This is a genomic window from Paracoccus sp. NFXS7 (assembly GCF_040148865.1).
Taxonomy (GTDB): domain Bacteria; phylum Pseudomonadota; class Alphaproteobacteria; order Rhodobacterales; family Rhodobacteraceae; genus Paracoccus; species Paracoccus marcusii.
The window spans coordinates 928985-947995 of sequence record NZ_JAKEKV010000001.1; the positions used below are offsets into that span (position 1 = coordinate 928985).

Annotated in this window: 20 protein-coding genes, 1 tRNA gene, 1 pseudogene and 1 riboswitch; of the genes and pseudogenes, 8 read left to right on the forward strand and 14 right to left on the reverse strand. The window is 67.9% G+C overall.

What is annotated here, in order from left to right:
- Window position 1: 1 nt before the first annotated feature.
- A complete protein-coding gene (locus LZ686_RS04555; protein ID WP_232303358.1) occupies window positions 2–652 on the forward strand; it encodes a YjbF family lipoprotein in 651 nt (216 codons plus the stop codon).
- A 152-nt stretch (window positions 653–804) separates the two neighbouring features.
- Here LZ686_RS04555 and LZ686_RS04560 read toward each other — a convergent pair whose 3' ends face one another.
- From LZ686_RS04560 to LZ686_RS04575, 4 genes are all read right to left on the reverse strand, one after another.
- Window positions 805–1008: a hypothetical protein gene (locus LZ686_RS04560; RefSeq protein ID WP_369799442.1), complete on the reverse strand. Its 204-nt coding sequence runs from the start codon at window positions 1006–1008 to the stop codon at window positions 805–807.
- A gap of 198 nt (window positions 1009–1206) precedes the next feature.
- Complete coding sequence (locus LZ686_RS04565) at window positions 1207–1989, reverse strand: metal ABC transporter permease (protein ID WP_045982018.1); 783 nt, start codon at window positions 1987–1989, stop codon at window positions 1207–1209.
- A 6-nt stretch (window positions 1990–1995) separates the two neighbouring features.
- Window positions 1996–2775 carry a metal ABC transporter ATP-binding protein gene (locus LZ686_RS04570; RefSeq protein ID WP_046001121.1) on the reverse strand — a complete coding sequence of 260 codons (780 nt, stop codon included), beginning with the start codon at window positions 2773–2775 and terminating at the stop codon, window positions 1996–1998.
- On the reverse strand, window positions 2772–3278 hold the full coding sequence (locus tag LZ686_RS04575; RefSeq protein ID WP_369799443.1) for a Fur family transcriptional regulator: 507 nt from the start codon (window positions 3276–3278) through the stop codon (window positions 2772–2774). The genes LZ686_RS04570 and LZ686_RS04575 overlap by 4 nt, the downstream gene beginning before the upstream one ends.
- A gap of 112 nt (window positions 3279–3390) precedes the next feature.
- On the opposite strand from LZ686_RS04575, the gene LZ686_RS04580 reads away from it, so the two are divergent.
- The gene (locus LZ686_RS04580) at window positions 3391–4410 is read left to right on the forward strand and encodes a zinc ABC transporter substrate-binding protein (protein ID WP_349547102.1); all 1020 of its coding nucleotides are present in this window, start codon (window positions 3391–3393) and stop codon (window positions 4408–4410) included.
- A gap of 150 nt (window positions 4411–4560) precedes the next feature.
- On the forward strand, window positions 4561–4737 hold the full coding sequence (gene hemP / locus LZ686_RS04585) for a hemin uptake protein HemP (RefSeq protein WP_064503568.1): 177 nt from the start codon (window positions 4561–4563) through the stop codon (window positions 4735–4737).
- A gap of 65 nt (window positions 4738–4802) precedes the next feature.
- Here the strand turns inward: hemP and LZ686_RS04590 are convergent, their stop codons facing one another.
- Window positions 4803–6437, reverse strand: coding sequence for a pseudouridine synthase (locus LZ686_RS04590; protein WP_349547103.1), 1635 nt, complete (start codon window positions 6435–6437; stop codon window positions 4803–4805).
- Window positions 6438–6555: 118 nt separating this feature from the next.
- On the opposite strand from LZ686_RS04590, the gene LZ686_RS04595 reads away from it, so the two are divergent.
- Window positions 6556–7008, forward strand: a complete 453-nt coding sequence (locus LZ686_RS04595) for a nucleoside deaminase (RefSeq protein ID WP_349547104.1) — start codon at window positions 6556–6558, stop codon at window positions 7006–7008.
- Window positions 7009–7055: 47 nt separating this feature from the next.
- Window positions 7056–7129 (forward strand) — tRNA-Gly (locus tag LZ686_RS04600).
- 15 nt (window positions 7130–7144) lie between these two features.
- Here LZ686_RS04600 and LZ686_RS04605 read toward each other — a convergent pair.
- The 8 genes from LZ686_RS04605 to LZ686_RS04640 form a co-directional block, all read right to left on the reverse strand.
- Window positions 7145–7909, reverse strand: a complete 765-nt coding sequence (locus LZ686_RS04605; protein WP_349547105.1) for an ABC transporter ATP-binding protein — start codon at window positions 7907–7909, stop codon at window positions 7145–7147.
- Complete coding sequence (locus LZ686_RS04610) at window positions 7906–8961, reverse strand: FecCD family ABC transporter permease (RefSeq protein WP_295170746.1); 1056 nt, start codon at window positions 8959–8961, stop codon at window positions 7906–7908. Before LZ686_RS04610 ends, LZ686_RS04605 begins: the two co-directional genes overlap by 4 nt.
- Complete coding sequence (locus tag LZ686_RS04615) at window positions 8958–9965, reverse strand: ABC transporter substrate-binding protein (RefSeq protein ID WP_148911906.1); 1008 nt, start codon at window positions 9963–9965, stop codon at window positions 8958–8960. Before LZ686_RS04615 ends, LZ686_RS04610 begins: the two co-directional genes overlap by 4 nt.
- 138 nt (window positions 9966–10103) lie before the next feature.
- Window positions 10104–10320, reverse strand: a riboswitch (cobalamin riboswitch).
- A gap of 232 nt (window positions 10321–10552) precedes the next feature.
- Complete coding sequence (locus LZ686_RS04620) at window positions 10553–10807, reverse strand: hypothetical protein (RefSeq protein WP_349547106.1); 255 nt, start codon at window positions 10805–10807, stop codon at window positions 10553–10555.
- 125 nt (window positions 10808–10932) lie between these two features.
- A complete protein-coding gene (locus tag LZ686_RS04625) occupies window positions 10933–12249 on the reverse strand; it encodes a TRAP transporter large permease (protein WP_045982566.1) in 1317 nt (438 codons plus the stop codon).
- Window positions 12249–12806: a TRAP transporter small permease subunit gene (locus tag LZ686_RS04630; RefSeq protein ID WP_045982565.1), complete on the reverse strand. Its 558-nt coding sequence runs from the start codon at window positions 12804–12806 to the stop codon at window positions 12249–12251. The genes LZ686_RS04625 and LZ686_RS04630 overlap by 1 nt, the downstream gene beginning before the upstream one ends.
- Window positions 12807–12855: 49 nt before the next feature.
- Window positions 12856–13875, reverse strand: a complete 1020-nt coding sequence (locus LZ686_RS04635) for a TRAP transporter substrate-binding protein (protein WP_046001129.1) — start codon at window positions 13873–13875, stop codon at window positions 12856–12858.
- The gene (locus LZ686_RS04640; RefSeq protein WP_204245741.1) at window positions 13872–14402 is read right to left on the reverse strand and encodes a gluconokinase; all 531 of its coding nucleotides are present in this window, start codon (window positions 14400–14402) and stop codon (window positions 13872–13874) included. Before LZ686_RS04640 ends, LZ686_RS04635 begins: the two co-directional genes overlap by 4 nt.
- A gap of 97 nt (window positions 14403–14499) precedes the next feature.
- Here LZ686_RS04640 and gntR point away from each other — a divergent pair, with 97 nt between their 5' ends.
- The 3 genes from gntR (at window position 14500) to LZ686_RS04655 (ending at window position 17428) form a co-directional block, all read left to right on the forward strand.
- Entirely contained in the window at window positions 14500–15540 is a 1041-nt protein-coding gene (gntR, locus tag LZ686_RS04645) for an HTH-type transcriptional regulator GntR (RefSeq protein ID WP_349547107.1), read from the forward strand.
- 81 nt (window positions 15541–15621) lie between these two features.
- Window positions 15622–16854 (forward strand): serine hydrolase domain-containing protein, encoded by a 1233-nt coding sequence (locus LZ686_RS04650; RefSeq protein WP_349547108.1) that lies wholly within the window; start codon window positions 15622–15624, stop codon window positions 16852–16854.
- A gap of 97 nt (window positions 16855–16951) precedes the next feature.
- Window positions 16952–17428, forward strand: a complete 477-nt coding sequence (locus LZ686_RS04655; protein ID WP_349547109.1) for a nucleoside deaminase — start codon at window positions 16952–16954, stop codon at window positions 17426–17428.
- A 104-nt stretch (window positions 17429–17532) separates the two neighbouring features.
- Here LZ686_RS04655 and LZ686_RS04660 read toward each other — a convergent pair.
- A pseudogene (locus LZ686_RS04660) lies at window positions 17533–18677 on the reverse strand (IS3 family transposase); the annotation flags it as partial.
- Window positions 18678–19011 lie beyond the last annotated feature (334 nt).

Below are 19011 nucleotides of genomic sequence, written 5' to 3' on the forward strand. Positions count from 1 at the left end.
GATGCAGACGCGCGCAATCCTGGCCGGGGTGGCCCTGGCCGCCCTGTCGGCCTGCGGCAATACCGGCGCGGACGAGGCCGGGGCCAGCCCGCTGTCGGTTCTGGCCCAGACCGCGACCCAGGCCATCACGGCCCGCGGGGCGGCCCAGCCGGCGCAACCCGCCCGCAACCCCCAGCAGGCCGCGGCCGAGGCGTTGCGCGTCAATCCCGGTCCGCTGATCCAGGCGACGTTCGAAAGCCCTGCCCGCACGCAGGTCTTGGCGCTGACGGGGACGAACGGTGCCATGCGCACCTACATGACCCCCGACGAACAGGCGGTGATCCTGCGCGGCGGCATGCTGATCGGCACGCGCGGTCTGGGCCGCGACCTGTCGGTGGCGGAACCGGGGACCGAGGCGCTGATCCGGGCGGGCCAGTCCGGCAGCGGCACGCGCGTCATGCGCTATCTGTCGGGCGACGGGCTGGAACGGCCGCTGCAGTTTTCGTGCACCACTGCGCCCGGCCCCAACCCCGGCGTGATCCTGGAGACCTGCGAAGGGCACGGCGCGACCTTCCAGAACAACTATCTGGTCCAGAACGGGCAGATCCCCGTATCGCGCCAATGGATCGGGCCGGGCATGGGCTATGTGACCATCCAGACGCTGCGTCCCTGACAGGCAACACCGGAACGGAAAGACCGGCCCTTTGCGAGGCCGGTTTTTTCATGCGCGGGTGCCATGGCGGGCAGGCCTGCGGACAACGAAAAAGGGGCTGGCCAAAGGCCAGCCCCTTGTGGCTCGGACCGTGCGAACGATCCGATCCGATATCAGCTGTCGTCGTCGTCCGAAGCGACTGCGGCGATGACGCCCAGCAGCAGCAGGGCGGGGACGACCAGGCCAGCGTTCGAGGAAGCGGGCTGCTCCTCGACGATGACGGGCTCGACTTCCACGACGGGGGCGACATAGCCACCGGCCAGAGCCGAGGTTGCGGTCAGGCCGAGAGCGGCCGCGAAAGTAGCGAATTTGGTCATGATCATGCTCCGTTTCGATTGACGGCTGCCATTTCTGGCAACATCGAGGCGACAGTTACACAAACCCGAACAGTTGAAAAGCAGCATTGAATTGATTCCCCCGTGGGCTTGCAACCACTGTTGCATATTGGCCAACACCTGTTTCGGCACTTGGTTCCGGCCCCCGCAAACCCCCGGAAAAACTGTGACAATTCGGCACTATGCCCGGCGAAGTGCCTGTGAGACGACGAAAAAGATCGCCGCCGCGGTCACGATCGAGGGACCCGCCGGCGTGTCGAGTCGCAAACTGGCCCACAACCCCAGGATGACGGATGCGGCGGCGATCAGGGCGGCGCCGGCGGCCATCCGCTCGGGGGTCCGGGCCCATGTGCGGGCCGCCGCCGCCGGCACGATCAGCATCGCCGAGATGAGGAGCGAGCCCACCACTCGAATCGCCAGCGCGACCACCACGGCCAGCGCCAGCGACAGGACCAGGCGCTCGACCCGCGGGTCGATCCCCGCGGCCATGGCCAGCTCCTCGTTCAGGCTGCTGGTCACAAGCCGTTGCCAACGCAGGGCCAGGACCGCCAGAACCAGCGCCGCCCCCGTCCAGATCAGCACCAGGTCGGCACGGCCCACCGCCAGAATGTCGCCGAACAGATAGCTGGACAGATCGGACCGCGCCGCAGGCACGAAGCTGATCGCGACCAAGCCCACGGCCAGCGCGGAATGTGACAGCACGCCCAGGATCGTGTCCATCGCCTGCCCCCGCGTCACCAACGCCGACACGAGGCACGCCATCGCCACCGCAACCGCAAGTGTCCCGGCATAGATCGATACCTCGAAGGCCAGGGCCATCGCGACACCCAGGATGGCGGCATGGGCGGTCGAATCGCCGAAATAGGCCATCCGCCGCCAGACCACGAAACTGCCCAGCGGTCCCGCCACCAGGGCCAGCCCCAACCCCGCCAGAACGGCGCGCATGAAGAAATCGTCAAGCATAGATGGTCACCCCTGCGCCCGGTCGGCGTGGTCATGGCCGCATCCCGGCCCGTGGACATGCGGCGTCAGGTCGTGGTCGTGGTCGTGGCGGTGCTGGTACAGCGCCAGCGTGCCCTCGGCCCCGGCGCCGAACAGGGCGCGGTATTCGGGGGCGGTGCTGACATGCTGGGGCGTGCCCTCGCAGCAGACATGCCCGTTCAGGCAGACCACCCGGTCCGACGACCGCATGACCACCAGCAGATCGTGGCTGACCATCAGCACGGCCGCGCCGGTCTGCCGGCGCACCTCCTCGATCAGCTGATAGAAGGCCACGATGCCCGGCTGATCCAGCCCCTGCGTGGGTTCGTCCAGGACCAGCAGATGCGGGTCCGCCAACAAGGCCCGCGCCAGCAGCACCCGCTGGAACTGGCCGCCCGACAGCTGGGTCAGTTGCCGCGCACCAAGGCCCGGAACGCCGGTGCGGACCAGCGCATCCTCGGCCTGGTCGTCGGATACGCGCACGGGCAGCGACAGGAACCGGCGCACTGTCATCGGAATGGCCGTGTCCAGCTGAACCCGCTGCGGCACATAGCCGATGCGCAGTCCCTGCCGCCGCGTCACCGCGCCCGAGGCCAGCGGCATGTGCCCCAACAGCGCCCGGATCAGCGACGACTTGCCCGACCCGTTCGGGCCGACGACGGTCACGATCTCGGCGGGGCGGATGCGGAAATCGACCTGCGCCAGCACCGGTTCGGTCGTGCCGGGGCGATGGATCGTCAGCGCGCGGGATTCGATCAGCGGGGTCATGCGACGCCTTCGGCGGCACAGGTGGCGCAGAGGCCCAGCGCCTCGATCGTGGCGCGTTCGACGCGGAACCCGCCCTGGGCCGCGACCGCGGTCAGCGCATCGCGGATCGGGGCGGCGGCGGCCTCTGCCACCTTGTCGCAACTGCGGCAGATCAGGAAGGCCGGATGATGGTCATGCCCCGGATGCAGGCAGGCCGCAAAGGCGTTCAGTCGCTGCAGCCGGTGGGCCAGCCCATGCGTGACCAGAAACTCCAGCGCGCGATAGGCGACGGGGGGTTGGCGGCCGAACCCTTCGGTCGCCAGGCGGTCCAGCACCTCATAGGCGCCCATTGCGCGGTGGCTCTCCAGCAGGATCTCCAGCGTGCGGCGGCGGACGGGGGTCAGGCGCGCGCCCTGCTCGGCCAGCCGGGCCGCAGCCTCGTCCAGCGCACGGTGCGCGCATTCGCGGTGGTCATGCGGCGCAAAGGTCGCGGCGATGACATGGTCGTGGTCGTGGTCTGGCACGGGGGTCCTTCACGCAGCGATGCGTTACTTTATTACAATGCAGTTGACTTGTTACCCTGTAACACACAGAACCCTGCCATCGCAACAAACCCGCCCTGCAAAGGAGATCCCGATGCGCAGCCCTGCATCCCTTGCCGCCATCCTGTCAGTGACCGCCGCCCCTGCCCTGGCCGCCCCGCAGGTCGTTACCGATCTGGTCCCCACCGGCGCCCTGGTCCAGGAGGTCATGGGCGATCTGGCTGAGGTGCGCGTCCTGCTGCCCCAGGGGGCCAGCGCGCATCATTACCAGATGCGCCCGTCGGACGCCCAGGCGCTGCAGGGTGCCGATGTGGTGATCTGGATGGGACCCGAGCTGACGCCCTGGCTGTCGCGGGCGTCGGACACCCTGTCGGGGGCCACGCAGCTGCGCCTGCTGGAGGTCGAGGGCGTCGCCTTGCGCGACTATGCCGGTGCAGCGTCAGAGGGTGACGCGGACCATGGCGACCATGCGAGGCATGACGACCACGCGGATCACGCCGGTCACGATCACGGCGATCATGCCGACCACGACCACGACCACGACCACGACCACGACCACGGGGACCATGCGGGGCATGATCATGTCCATGCCGGCACCGATCCTCATGCCTGGCTGAACCCCGCCAACGCGGCACCCTGGCTTGACGCCATCGTCGCGACGCTGTCCGAGCAGGACCCCCAGAACGCCGCCACCTATCGCGCCAATGCGGATGCGGCGGCCGAACGCATCGCCGCCCTGGACGACACGTTGCGCGAACGCCTTGCCCCGCATGCGCAGGACCGGTTCGTCGTGTTCCACGACGCCTATGGCCACTTCACCGATCACTTTGGCCTGCAGCCTGCGATCGCCGTGTCGCTTGGGGACGCCTCGACCCCGTCAGCGGCGCGCATCGACCAGATCCGCACCCAGATCGCCGAGTCCGGGGCCGTCTGCGCCTTTCCGGAATACGCCCATGATGCCGGCCTGATCACCACCGTGACCGAGGGCAGCGACATCCGCACCGGCGGCGAACTGAGCCCCGAAGGCGGCACGCTGTCTCCCGGCGCGGGCCAGTACGAGATGCTGCTGACACAGATGGCAGACACCATCGTCGATTGCCTTGCCGATCAGTGATCGCCCGTCCGGGCCGCCTTAGCGGCGGTCCGGACCACCTGTCAGCGGGTCGAAATCCGATCGCAAAGAATCCTGACTATTTTACTTTGACAAACCTGAACGAATTTGTCAGCATTGGGGCATCATCACTGTCCCAGCATGAGGCTGACCATGACCGCAACGCGCCCCGCCGATTTCACCCGTCCCGGCACCGCCATCCTGGCCCGGATGCCGCAGCATGACGCCACCGCCCTAACGCAGGGCGGCAACCAGGCGCTGATCGTCTTGGACGAGCAGGTCTATCAGTTGCGGATCACCCGCGCGGGCAAGCTGATCCTGACGAAATAATCGACCGACCTTGGCAAAAGGGCCGCCCTACGGGGCGGCCCTTTCGTCATGCGTGCTGTCGCCTGTCAGCCGCGGGGCTTGCCGCCGGGGCGGCCACCACCCTGCGGGCGATCTCCGCGCGGAGCGCCGAACGGCTTGGCCCCGCCCGGCCGCGGCTTGCCCTGAAACTTGCCGCCCGCATCACCACGCGGACCGCCGAACGGCTTGCGACCCTCGGCCCCTTCGCCGCGCGGTGCGCCATAGGGCTTGCGGTCGCCATCGGCGCGGGGTTTGCCGAAGGACTTTCCCTCCGGACGCGGCGCGCCGAACGGCTTGCGGCCTTCGGCCCCTTCGCCACGCGGTGCGCCATAGGGCTTACGGTCGCCATCGGCGCGGGGCTTGCCGAAGGGCTTCCCCTCCGGACGCGGGCCGCCGAACGGCTTGCGGCCTTCGCCACCTTCGCCGCGCGGTGCGCCATAGGGCTTGCGGTCCCCATCGGCGCGGGGCTTGCCGAAGGGCTTGCCCTCAGGGCGCGGACCGCCGAACGGCTTGCGCGCCTCTCCGGGCTTGCCGGCAAAGCGCGCGGGGCGGGCATCGTCGCCCTGAACGGACATGCGGCCGCCCCCTTCGCCGGGGCCGGATTTCTTCCAGCGCGGCTTGTCGCCTGCGGGCCGGGGACGGTCGCCGAAACCGCCAGCCGAATCGTCGCGGGCGCCAAAGCGCGGGCGTGCGCCGTCGGTGCCTGCGGGCTTGGCACCCCAGCTGCGGGCCGGGCGGTCGGACTGACCATCGCGCGGACGGTCGCCAAAGCCGCGGCCGGCGGGCTTGCCGTCAAAGCCCGGCTTGGGGCCGAAGCGGCGCGGGCCGGCATCGCCGCCATCGGACCGGGCGGCGCGTTCACCGGCGGCCCCGCGGGGGCGCATCTCGCGCGGCTTGTCCTCGACCTCTCCGGTCAGCAGGCCGCCCAGCTGGTCGCGCAGGACCTTGCGCTTGACCTCGGTCACCTGGTTCTTGTCCATGCCGGTCAGCTTGAACGGACCATAGCCGATGCGGATCAGGCGGTTCACCTGCAGGCCGACATGAGCCATCGCGCGGCGGATCTCGCGGTTCTTGCCCTCGCGGATACCTACGCTGATCCAGGCGTTCGCGCCCTGCTGGCTGTCCAGCTTGATCTCCATGGGGGCGAAGTCCTCTCCCTCGATGGTGACGCCGCGACGCAGTGGGTCGAAGGTCATGTCCGAAGGCGTGCCGTTCACCCGCACGCGATACCGGCGCAGCCAGCCCGTGGCGGGCAGCTCCAGCCGCCGCTTCAGCTCTCCGTCGTTCGTCAGCAGCAGCAGACCCTCGGAGTTCAGGTCAAGACGCCCCACGGTCATCACCCGCGGCATGTCGCGCGGCAGCGCGTCGAACACGGTCTGGCGGCCCAGCTCGTCGTTTTCCGACGTGATCAGGCCCAGGGGCTTGTAGTACAGCCACAGCCGCGTCTCCTGCGGCTCCTCCAGCTTCTTGCCGTCGACGGTGATCCGGTCGGTGGGCAGAACGTCCAGGGCGGGACTGTCGATCTTCTTGCCGTTCACGCTGACGCGGCCCTCGATGATCATCCGCTCGGCCTCGCGCCTGCTGGCGACACCGGCGCGCGCCATCACCTTGGCGATGCGGTCGGCTTCGGTGCGGGGGGCGACCTGGGGGGCCTTGCGGTCGGGAATCTGATCGTCGGTCATGCGCGTCTCCTTCGCATCGCTGCGGGGCAAAGAGGGGTGCATACGCCCAAGCGGGCCGTGTGGGAAGCGTTTCTTTCCCCGGCTTGCGCGCCGCGCGGGGGATTGCGACAAGACGGTCATGGTCCACTTCACCACCCATATGGCGCTTGCCCTGTCCCAGGCCCGCGACGCCGCCCTGCGCGGAGAGGTGCCGGTGGGCGCGGTCGTGACCGACCCGCAGGGCCGCGTGGTGGCCGCCGCGGGCAACCGCACGCGCGAACTGTCCGACCCGACCGCCCATGCCGAGATCCTGGCCATCCGCGCGGCCTGCGCGGCCCTGGGGTCCGAACGCCTGCCCGGTCACGACCTGTGGGTCACGCTTGAGCCCTGCCCGATGTGCGCGGCGGCCATCTCGGCCGCGCGGATCGCCCGGCTGTATTACGGGGCGTCGGACCCGCGCATGGGGGGCGTCGCCCATGGCGCGCAGGTGTTCCGGCACGCGCAGTGCCATCACCGCCCCGAGGTCTATGACGGCCTGGCCGCGCCGGAATCACGCGACCTGCTGCGGCGGTTCTTTGCGCAACGACGGTGACGCGACCGCTTGAACCTGCCGCGCGGGCGGACTATACCGATCCCCGCGCGGGTGTTGTGTAATGGTAAGACCCTAGCCTTCCAAGCTAGAGACACGGGTTCGATTCCCGTCACCCGCTCCAATCCCTCTCACGACATCAGACGACCGGATGAAACCGCATCACGCGGCTGCCGTCCTGCGGATCGGTCAGCGTGCTTGCCCGCACCTGAAAGACGCGCGCCAGCAGGTCCGCGGTCAGGACCCCGTCGGGCGGGCCCAGGGCCACCATCCGACCGGCCTGCATCACCGCCAGCCTGTCGCAGCGCATCGCCTGGTTCAGGTCATGCAGGGCGATCACCGTGGTCAGGCCCAGGCCGCCCACCAGATCCAGGATCGCCAGCTGATGACGGATGTCCAGGTGGTTCGTCGGCTCGTCCAGCAGCAGGATCCGTGGCGCCTGCGCCAGTGCGCGGGCGATATGGGCGCGCTGGCGTTCGCCCCCCGACAGGGTCGACCAGTCGCGCCCCGCCAGATGTGCAAGGTCGACCCGCGCCAGCGCCTGCGTCACATGCGCCTCGTCCGCCGGGGACCAGGGCCGCAGGGCGTCCAGCCAGGGCGTGCGCCCCAAGGCCACGGCGTCGCGGACCGTGATGCGGTCCGACGTCTCGGCGCTTTGGGCGACCAAGGCGATGTGGCGGGCGACCTGGCGCGCGGGCATCGCGCGCAGCGGCTTGCCATCCAGCGCGACTTGGCCGCCGTCGGGGCGGACCAGCCCGGCCAGCATCCGCAGCAGCGTGGACTTACCCGACCCGTTCGGGCCGATCAGGCCCAGCATCTCTGCGGGGCGGACGTCCAGGGTGACGCCGGCCACCAGGGGGCGCCTGCGCACGCGGCGGGTCAGATCACGCGCGGTCAGCATCATGACGCGGACCGCCCGCGGATCAGGATCGCCGCAAAGGCCGGCGCGCCGACCAGCGCGGTCACGACGCCAATGGGCAGGGTCTGGCCGGGCACCAGCATCCGCGCGATCACGTCCGCGGCGATCAGGAAGACCATGCCGATCAGCGCCGACACGGGCACCAGCCGCGCGTGGCGCGTGCCCACCAGGAACCGTGCGGCATGCGGGACGACCAGCCCGACAAAGCCGATCGCACCGGTGACCGACACCATGACCGCCGTGGCCATGGCGGTCGCCAGGATCAGCACGGCCTGGACGCGCCGGACCGGCACGCCCAGGGACGCCGCCGATTCCGTGCCGAAGGCAAAGGCGTCCAGCGCGCGGATATGCCATGCGGCCGCGCCAAGGACGGTCACAACGGCGGCCAGCGACAGGCCGACATCGTTCCACCGGACGCCCGACAGGTTGCCCAACAGCCAGAACATGATGCCGCGCGCCTGTTCCGCGCTGGCCGACCGCGCGATGATGAAGCTGGTCAGGGCGTTGAACAGCTGCGACCCGGCGATGCCTGCCAGCACGATCTGCGCGGCACCCCGCGCCCCCGGACCGCCGCCCGACAGGCGCGCCAACCCCACCACCAACGCAAAGGCCGCGATCGCGCCCAGCAGCGCGCCCGCCGACATCGGCACGAACCCCGCGCCGATCCCCGCCACCGCGACCGTCACGGCCCCCGTAGACGCCCCGGCCGAGATGCCCAGCAGATAGGGGTCGGCCAGTGCGTTGCGCAACAGCGTCTGCAGGACCAGCCCCGAGATCGCCAGCCCCGCTCCGCAGGCCCCCGCCACCAGCGCGCGCGGCAGGCGGTAAGCCCAGACGATACCCTGATCGATCGGGTCCAGCGGATAGCCCGCACCCAGCATCTGGTTGGCCAGCGCCTGCCAGACGGTCGAGAGCGGGATCGGCGTTTCCCCCAGGGCGGTGCCGGCCAGGGGGGCCGCCACGATCAGCAGCGACACCCACAGCCAGACCGGGGCCAAGGGGCGGCGGACGGTCGGCACCCCGACATCGGCGGTCATTCGGACAGCCCGTCCATGCCCGCCGCCAAGGCCTCCAGCCCGTCGATCATGCGGATGCCGGGATGCAGCGCCTCGGCGTCCAGGATGACGATGCGATCCCGGCGCACGGCGGTCATCCGGCGCGTGACCGGGTCCGTTTTCAGAAAGCGCAGCTTTGCCTCGACATCGTCGGCGGGAAAGCGGCGGCGGTCCATGCGCGCAATCACCAGCACCGAGGGGTCGGCACGGGCGATCGTCTCCCACCCCACGGCGGGCCATTCCTCGTCCGAGGTCACGACGTTGCGTAGGCCAAGGCGGTCCATCATCCAGGCCGGGACGCCCATCCCGCCCGCCATGTAGGGGTCCAGCGCCAGATCGGCCGAGGAGAACCAGACCGCCGCGGACGCATCCGGCAGGTCCATCGCCCGCGCGCGCTCCACGACCGCCGCCTCTCGGGCCTGCAGGTCGGCGATCAGCGCCCGGCCCGCGTCCTGCGCGTCCATGACCCGCGCGATCTGGTCGATGCCGTCCCACAGGGTCGCGATGTCGAAGGGCGCAAGGCGGGTGCCGTCGGCGCCCACGCTGTTGTCCTTGCCCTGGCAGTCCGTGGGCATGACATAGGCCGGAATGCCCAGATCGGCGAACTGTCGGCGCGTGCCGACCGCCCCTTGGTCCCCGATCATCCAGGCGAACATCGTCGGCACGAAGCCGGGCCGCCGGTTCACCACCGATTCAAAGCTGGGCGTATCGTCGCTGATGCGGTCCACCGTGGCGTCATCCTCCGCAAAGGCGGGCAGCACCGGGGTGAACCACAGCGCGGTCCCGGCCATCCGGTCCGCCTGGCCCAGCGCATACAGGATCTCGGTCGTGGACTGGCCGATCGACACGACGTTGTCGGGACGCGCGGGGATGGTCACTTGGTACCCGCAATTGTCGATCACCAGCGGATAGTCGGTCGGCGCGGCAAGGGCCGCCTGGCCCAGGCCCAGCGCCACCGCGGTCGTCAGGAAGATTCTTGTCGTCATGGTCGTCCTTCATGAAACGAAGGACGGGGCTGAAAAAGGCGCAGAGGCGTCACCGGGGTCCCACCCACCTTCGCGGTCGCGTCGGACGAAGGCCGTGGATCGGCGCATGCGGTCTTTCTCCGGGGCACCCCGCCCGGGTTGGTTCAGGTCATGATGGCAGGTCTCCTGACTTGCGGATCGCGGCCTTCCCCGCCTTCCCGGCGCAGGGGGCGCCAGTGGCATCATGGGGTCGGCTACCGCTTACAGTTGCGGGGGCAGTCGCGGATTCGGCGCCTGATGGCTACACCTCACCACGTTCCCTTTTCACCCTGCCGGGGCCTTGGCCGGCACGGGAACCATCACGGACGGAAATGCCGCCGGGTGGGGACAAAGTCAACCGCCGCGGCAAGCAGCCCGCAGCCGACCCGGCCGCCACGGCCGACGCACTGCGACACCCGCGGCTTATGCCAGCCTGATCCCGGCGACCGGTGCGCCGCAGGTCGAACGCGCTGGCGCCCTGCGGGGGAAGGAGTTGGTCGCAGTCCTTCCTGCCAGGCATGGATGGGGGGTCGGATGCAGGGCGATCCGGCGCCTGACACCGGAGGGCTTCAAACCTTGCCGGGCCTCTTTCGCCACAGGTGGCGAAGGTCCAGCCGGGGATAGTCCCGCTCGATCTGGCTGCCCCAGAACAGGCCTGCGATCGGGGCGTCGGGATGGTCGGGGTCAAGACCATAGTCGATCTGGGCGATGCGTTCGGCCGGCATGTGAAGGGTGTATCGCAGGAACAGGAACTGCTCCAGCCAGGCGTCATGGTCCTTGTTCGTGAACAGGTCCGGGCGGGGGACGGGTTCGGGGTCGTGCATGGTGGGTCAGCCTTGGGTGACGGATCCCGATTGTCCGTCAATCCGCCTGCCGGTGCAACATTCCCGTCCCCGAACGAAAAGGGGGCACGCCGCATCCGGCATGCCCCCCGATCCACGGCAGGCGATCAGTAGATCGCCAGGGCCGGGAACAGGATCAGCAGGCCCACCGCCAGGATCTGCAACCCTATGAAGGGCAGCAGGGCGCGGAAGATCTCTCCCAGCGAGATGTCCGGCGGGGTCACCGACTTCAGGTAGAAGGCGGCGGGCCCGAAGGGCGGCGACAGGAAGCTGACCTGCATGTTCATCGCGAACAGCACGCCGAACCAGACGGGGTCGTATCCCAGGCTGACGATGATCGGCACGAAGATCGGCATGGTCAGCAGCGCGATGCCGACCCAGTCCAGGAACATGCCCAGCACGAACAGGATCGCCATCATGAACAGGATGATGATCGTCGGGTTGTCGCTGATGCCGGTGATCAGTTCCGACACGAAGTTGATGCCGCCCATCAGGTTGAAGACGCCCACCAGGGCGGATGCGCCGATGCCGATCCAGACGATCATGCCGACCGTCTGCAGCGTCTGCATTGCCGCGCCGCGCAGAAGGCCCCAGGTGAATTCGCCGCGGATCACGGTCGAGATCAGCACGCCCGCCACGCCCACGGCGCTGGCCTCGGTCACGGATGCGATGCCGCCATAGATGGAGCCCAGCACCATAATCACGACCAGGATCGGCAGGAACAGGCCCTTGAGCAGGCGCAGCTTTTCGTCCCGCGGGACGCGGGCGGTGACGGCCGGGGGCACGTCGCCCGGCGTCAGCCAGGCACGGATCAGCACATAGGCCACATAGAGCAGTGCCAGCATGAAGCCCGGCACGAAGGCGGCCGTGAACAGGTCGCCGATCGAGACGTTCGCGGTCAGGCCATAGATGATCAGCACGATCGAGGGCGGCACCATGGTCCCCAGGCTGCCGCCCGCGCAGACAACCCCGATGGCCAGCTTGCGGTCATAGCCCTGGGCCAGCATCTGGGGCAGCGCGATCAGGCCCAGCAGCACGACCTCTCCGCCGATGATGCCGGACATGGCGGCCAGGATGACGGCCACGAAGATCGTCTGGACTGCCACGCCGCCGCGGATGCGGCCGCCGACCAGGCGCATCGCCTCGAACAGGTCGCGGGCGATGCCGCTGCGGTCCAGGATCGCGGCCATCAGCACGAACATCGGCACCGACACGAAGACGAAGCTGGACACGAAGGTATAGACGCGGCTGGTGATCAGCGGCACCACGTTCGGGCCGAACCATCCCAGCGCGAAGATCAGCGTGACCAGCAGCGTGACGAAGGCCAGCGGGATGCCCGTCAGCAGCAAAAGCAGCAGCAGCGCGAACAGAAGGCCCGTCCCGGCCTCGATCCCCAGGGATTGCAGCGAACCGAAGATCTCCATCAGCGGGCTCCCTTGTGCCCGCGGGCATAGTTGACGGTCAGGATGGCGAATTGCAGGGCCATGATCGCCAGCGCCACCATCAGCAGCACCTTGAGCACGCCCGGATAGGCCGGGTTCCAGGCCGAACCCGAGGTCTCGAGGTGAAAGCTGCCGTCGGGGCGCCAAGCGGACCGCTTGACCATCTGCCAGGCCGCCCAGGCGAAGGCGCCCGAGGACAGGCCGCAGATCGCCGAGATGAGGATGTCGGCCACGCGCCGCGCGGCGGGCGGCAGCAGGTCATAGACCAGGACTACCCGGATGTGCCGGTCGCGCGCGGTGCACAGCAAGCCCCCGTAGACGAACGAGATCGCGCACAGGAACACCGTCGTCTCGTGCGCCCAGTTCGTCGGGCGGCCGAACACGTAACGCAGCACGACTTCCTGGATCAGGATCAGCATGGCGACCACCAGGCCCAGGGCCGGGATGATCGCCAGACGGTCGATCACGCGACCCAGGCGCCCCGACTGGGGCACGGCCTCGTGTTCTTCGCGCGGAATGGCTTCGGATGCGTCCATCATGTCCTCCTCCCTGGAAGGGACCGGGCGCGAACGCCCGATCCTGCGGCGCTTACTGCACCAGGCCCTTTTCGGTCAGGTACGCGGTCAGCGCGTCATAGACCTGCTGCGCCGCGGGCGACTGTCCGGCGACCTTTTCCCATTCGCCCATAGCGATGCCGCGGAACTTGGTGCGCTCCTCGTCGGACCAGTCGTGGACGGTGATCGTCCCGCCGGCCTCTGCCTCCGCCACGGCGGCCGCGTCGGCCTCGGCCAGGGCTGCGACCTGGACGCGGGCGAAATCGCGCACCGACTGCGTCATGACCTGCTGCAGGTCCTCGGGCAGGGCGTCCCATTTCTCCTTGTTCATCGAGATCTCGACCAGGGGCATGGAGTGGAAGCCGGGATAGACCGGATGGGGCGCGACCTCGTTCAGGCCCTGGGCCTGGTTGGTCGAAAAGACGCTGTAATCGGCCGCGTCGATGACCTTCTTGTCCAGCGATGTGAACACTTCGGATCCGGGCAGGTTCACGGGCGATGCGCCGGCTGCGGCAAAGACCGACTGGACCAGGCCTTCAGGCGCGCGGATCTTGACGCCGGCCAGATCATCGACCCCGTCCAGCGGCACGGCGCTGACCAGCGCCTCCAGGCCCGGCGTGGTGGCGCCGATGAACTGCAGGCCATAGGGGTTCATGATCTGGTTCAGCAGCTCCGCCCCGCCGCCGTTCTCGACAAAGTCCAGCATCTGCTCGGGGTCGGACCAGGCGCCGACCGGGTTGCCCATCAGACCGAAGGCCGGATCGCGTCCCGAGAAATACGACAGGTCGGTCACGTGACCGTCCAAGATGCCCGTGGCGATCGCATCCTGGGTTTCGTTATGGGCGACGATGGATTCGACCGGCAGCAGGTCGATGGCGATGCGGCCGCCGGACTTTTCCGCGACATCCGCGGCCCAGCCCTGCTGGAGGACAAAGTTCGGGTTGCCCGACGGGTCGGACGACTGGAAACGGAAGCTGTGATCCTGGGCCATGGCGGGTGCGGCCAAGGCCATCGCGGCGCTGGCCGACATCAGGAAACGGGTCATCTTGGTCATGGTGTCTCTCCTCCGGTTGAAACTGGGCGCGGGTCGGACAGGGCCGCGACCGCGCGGTCGATGATCTGGTCGGGCGGCAGCGCCACGTCGATCCACAGCGCGCCTTCGGCGGCGGGATCGGGGGGCTGCAGCGCGGCCAGCTGGCTGTCGATCAGGCTGGCGGGCATGTAGTGGTCGCGCCGTGCCGCCATGCGCGCCGCGATCAGGTCGCGGTCGCCGTGCAGGAACACGATGTCCATCGCCCCTGCACCGGCCCGCAGCCGGTCACGATGCGCCTGGCTGAGCCCCGAGCAGGCCAGAACGGCGCGATGGGGCGTCGCACGCGTCGCCGCCGCCAGGCGGTCCAGCCAGCCCCACCGCATGTCGTCGGTCAAAGGCAGCCCGGCCCGCATGCGCGCCACGCTGGATTCGTCGTGATACAGGTCCGCCTCGATGAAGCTGCCGCCGATACGGTCGGCGATGCCACGGGCCACGGTCGACTTGCCCGTGCCGCAGATGCCCATGACCAGAATCGGCCGCGCGTCCATGATGTCTCCTCCCGATGACAGCGCAATCATGGATGACAGCGCTGTCATTGGTCAAGCCCCTTTTCTTTGCGCGGCGATGGCGTAATCTGCGCGCGTCATGAACAAAACCTCGCGGATCACCCTGTCTGATGTGGCGCTGGCCGCCGATGTCAGCCCTATCACCGTGTCGCGCGCGCTGCGGGACCCGTCCAAGGTGTCGCCGCTGGCCCGCGACCGGATAGACCGGGCGATCCGCGAACTGGGCTATGTGCCGAACCCTGCGGCGCGCGCGCTGGCATCGGGGCGCACAGATATCGTGGGGGTCATCATCCCGTCGGTGAGCAACAACGTGTTCGCCGACGTGATGCGCGGCATCGACGAAGGTCTGCAAGGCAGCCCGCTGATCGTGCAGCTGGGCACCACGCGCTACTCTCCGCTGACCGAGGAGCAGCTGATCCGCGTGTTCCTGTCACAGCGCCCGGCCGGATTGATCGTCGCGGGCCACGATCAATCCCCCGCCGCCCGCGCCCTGCTGGCCGGGGCGGAATGCCCGGTCGTGCAGATCATGGAGGTCGGCCCCAATCCCATCGACCTGGCCGTCGGCCTGTCGCATTTCGACGGGGCGCGGGCCGCCGCCGAGCATCTGCTGGCGCAGGGATACCGCGCGCCGGCCTTTCTGGGTGCTCAGATGGACCCGCGCAGCCAGCGCCGCCTGGCAGGGTTCCGCGCCTGCCTGGAGGCCGCCGGGCTGGGGGGCGACGATCCCGTCGTCACCACACCCGAGCCGTCCTCGGTCAGCCTGGGGTGCCGGCTGTTCGCGGATCTGATGGCGCGCCTGCCGCAGACGGATGCGGTCCTGTGCAACAACGACGATCTGGCGCTTGGCGTCCTGTTCGAGGCGCGTCGTCGCAACATCGCGGTGCCCACCCGCCTTGGCATCTGCGGGTTCAACGACCACGAGATGATGTCCGCGGCCGAACCGCCCATCACCTCGGTCGCCACCGATCGGCGGGCGATGGGCGCTCAGGCGATCCGCCTGATCCGCGCGCGCCTGGCCGGACAGGATGCGCCCCGCGGCCATGCGGTCGACCTGGGATTTCAGCTGATCCCCCGCGCCAGCACGCGCCGCAACCGTTCCAGCGCCGATCGGCCGTCCTGACGCCCCCTCTTTCGGACGTGACCAGCCTTGCACATGCTGCAAAACTGCCCTTTCATGGATCGAAACGGATGGGAGGATGTCATGACCCTGAGGCCGCTTTACCGGACGCGGTTCCTGCTGACCCTGGGAGGCCTGTGCCTGGCCCTGCCCGGCGCGGTGCAGGCGCAGGACTATCCGCATGCGGACGAATCCATCGGCACGGTCGAGGACGTCTATGACGGCCACCTGACGCCGGACCTGGCGGTCAGCACCTTCCGCAACATCGACCGGCTGTTCCCCACCCGGACCATCCCGGCGGGCGACACGCCCCGCGACCTGCCGGAGGCCTTGGTCGATCTGCCGGAAATGGTGACCTATCAGGTCGATGACGCAACCTATGACCTCTACGACTTTCTGTCGCTGGACAATGTCACCGGGATGATCGTGCTGAAGGACGGCAAGGTCGTCTACGAGACCTATCAGCGCGGCAACACGCCTGACACGCGCTGGATGTCGATGTCGGTGGCCAAATCGATCACCTCGACCCTGGTCGGCGCGGCGATCGTCGATGGCCATATCGGCGGCGTGGACGACATGGTGGTCGATTACGTCCCCGCACTGGCTGGCAGCGCCTATGACGGGGCCAGCATCCGCGACATCCTGCTGATGGCGTCGGGCGTCGACTGGAACGAGACCTATACCGACCCCCAATCCGACCGCCGCGACCTGCTACGTGCGCAGATCGAACAGCGCCCCGGCGCCGCGATGGAGGTGATGGCCGCCCTGCCCCGCGCGCATGAACCCGGAACCCACCACACCTACTCCACCGGCGAGACGCAGGTTCTGGGCGAGGTTGTCCATGGCGCGGTCGGCATGCCGTTGTCGGACTATCTAGCGGAAAAGATCTGGCAGCCCTACGGGATGGAGGCCGACGCAAACTGGTGGCTGGACAGCCCTGACGGGGTCGAGATCGGTGGCAGCGGCCTGTCCGCGACCCTGCGCGATTTCGCCCGCTTCGGGCAGTTCTTCCTGGAGGGCGGGGTGATCGACGGCAGCACCATCCTGCCGGACGGATGGACGGAGACCGCCGGCCAACCACAGAAGCTGAAAAGCGGCGAGACGATCGATTACGGATACATGTGGTGGCCGGGCTGGACCGAACCGTCCATCGCCGACGGTGCCTTTGCCGCGATCGGCATCCAAGGGCAGAACATCTACATCAACCCGACGCGGAACGTCGTCATCGCGACGCATATGGCGCAACCGAAGCCCGTCGGACGCGAACCGGTTGATCCGCTGGTCGTGTTCGACGCCATCTCCGAGGCCTTGAAGTGATGGTCGCGCGGCCGTCTTTTGCCATCAGGCCGTCACAGGAGAACTGCGCCCGGTCATTCGAAAGCCAGACCAGGTCCGTTGAAAGGAAAGGCGTATCATGATCGATGACACGGATCGAAAGCACCTGCAGCGCTGTGTCGATTTGGCATCCGAAGCGCTGGACCGCGGCAACGAGCCCTTCGGATCGGTGCTTGTGTCGTCCGAGGGTGAGGTGCTGTTCGAGGATTACAACCGCATCGGCGGGGGTGACCACACCCAGCACCCGGAGTTCGCCATCGCCCGATGGGCTGCAAACAACATGGACGTTCAGGATCGCGCCAAGGCCACGGTCTACACGTCTGGCGAACACTGTCCGATGTGCGCCGCCGCCCATGGCTGGGTGGGGCTTGGTCGAATCGTCTATGCAAGCTCTGCAGCCCAGATGACGGCGTGGCTTTCCGAACTGGGCGTCCCCGCGTTCCGGGTTCGCCCGCTGCCCATCGGCGACGTGATCAGCGATACTCCGGTCGATGGCCCTGTCGAGGAGTTTGCACAACAGGTCCGCGCTCTCCATGTCCGGTCGCACATCTGCTGATTTCCAGGGGTACAAGCCAAGGCCGACCCTCTAGCAACTTTTTGTCACATTTATAACCAAAGTCTTTCAACGAGGGCGGTTCGCAATGACCTGCCACTGAACTTTCATCCAGTCGCGACCGGATTTCGGTTGGTAGTTATGCCGGTTGGCTCGGCTTGAGCAATCGCCCGGCGCGCGGAACTCTCATCGCGTGCAGCGGGTAGGGCAGTTGCGGTTGGTCAGGTGTAGGGCGAAGCCTGCGGGGGTTTTGTAGCCAAGCGCGCGATGCGGACGCGCGGTGTTGTAATCGGTCCCCCATGCCGCCATCAGTGCGCGGGCATGGGTGAGGTTGCGGAACAGGGCGTCGTTCAGAAACTTGTCCCGTATCTGGCCGTTCAAGCATTCTACGAAGCCGTTCTGCATTGGCTTGCGGGGGGCGATGTCGTGCCATGCAACCTTGGCGTCGGGGCACCACGTCAGGATGGCGTTGGGGGTCAGCTCTGTCGCATTATCGCTGACGATCGTCCCGGGCTTGCCTCGCCGTTCGACCAGCGTCGTCAGTTCCCTGGCGACACGGCGGCCCGAGATCGATGTGTCGGGGATCGCGGCCAGGCATTCCCCTGTGACGTCGTCCACTACGTTCAGCACCCTAAATCGCCGCCCGCAGGCGAACTTGTCATGCGCGAAGTCGAGGGACCAGTGGGCATTGGCGCACGCCTCAATCAGGATCGGGGGCCTCGTGCCGAGCGCATTACGGCGCGCTTTGCGTTTGCGGACGGTTAACCCTTCCTCGCGGTAGAGCCGCTAGATGCCCGACAACTCCCCCTTACGTCGCCGCAGCACAAAAAGCTGCAGATACCCAAAGCGACGCCGCTCATTGGCCAGATCTTGCAACCGACCCTGCAGCGCCGTGTCAGGTGCGCGTCGCGACTGGTAACGCACCATCTTCCGGTCTGCCGCAGCAATCTGGCACGCCCGGCGTTACAACAGCCCAAACAGGGCTTTCAGATGCGCGACAGCATCGCGCTTCGCGGCGGGCGCTACCATTTTTCTGACAGTAGTTCATTCATCGCCGCAATGTCGGGCATCTGCTCTGCCACCAACTTCTTCAGCTTGACGTTCTCATTCGGCGCTATGCGTCTCATTCCAGCGTGTTCAACCGCTTGGTCTCGGACACTATCATCCCGGAATACTTCGCCTTCCAGACATAAAACGTGCCTTCCAACATTCCATGCTTGCAGCACAGATCAGCGCATTTCGTGCCTGCCTCGTACTTCTATAAGGTCCCGATGATCTGCTATCGCTTCCCTCACTCCCTGCCGTGCGGCTCCACCCGTCTTTGGGTGATCGATACTGCGTGGAGATCGCTCGGCTGGCGGAGGTGCTGCAGAGGCTGTCCACGCGGCCTGTGGCGACGGGGATTTTGCCGGGTCTGATCTGTAATACCGGATGGTGCCAGAGACTACTGCGCCGGGCGCCCACGGTTTTTCCACTTCTGGGTAAGCTTGCGGGAATCCTTGGCCTTGCGGAAGGCCAGGCCGGGATCGATCGTCCGGACATGACGAAGCCCCCGCGGGTCGCGAGGGCTGTTTGTTCGTCTGGGT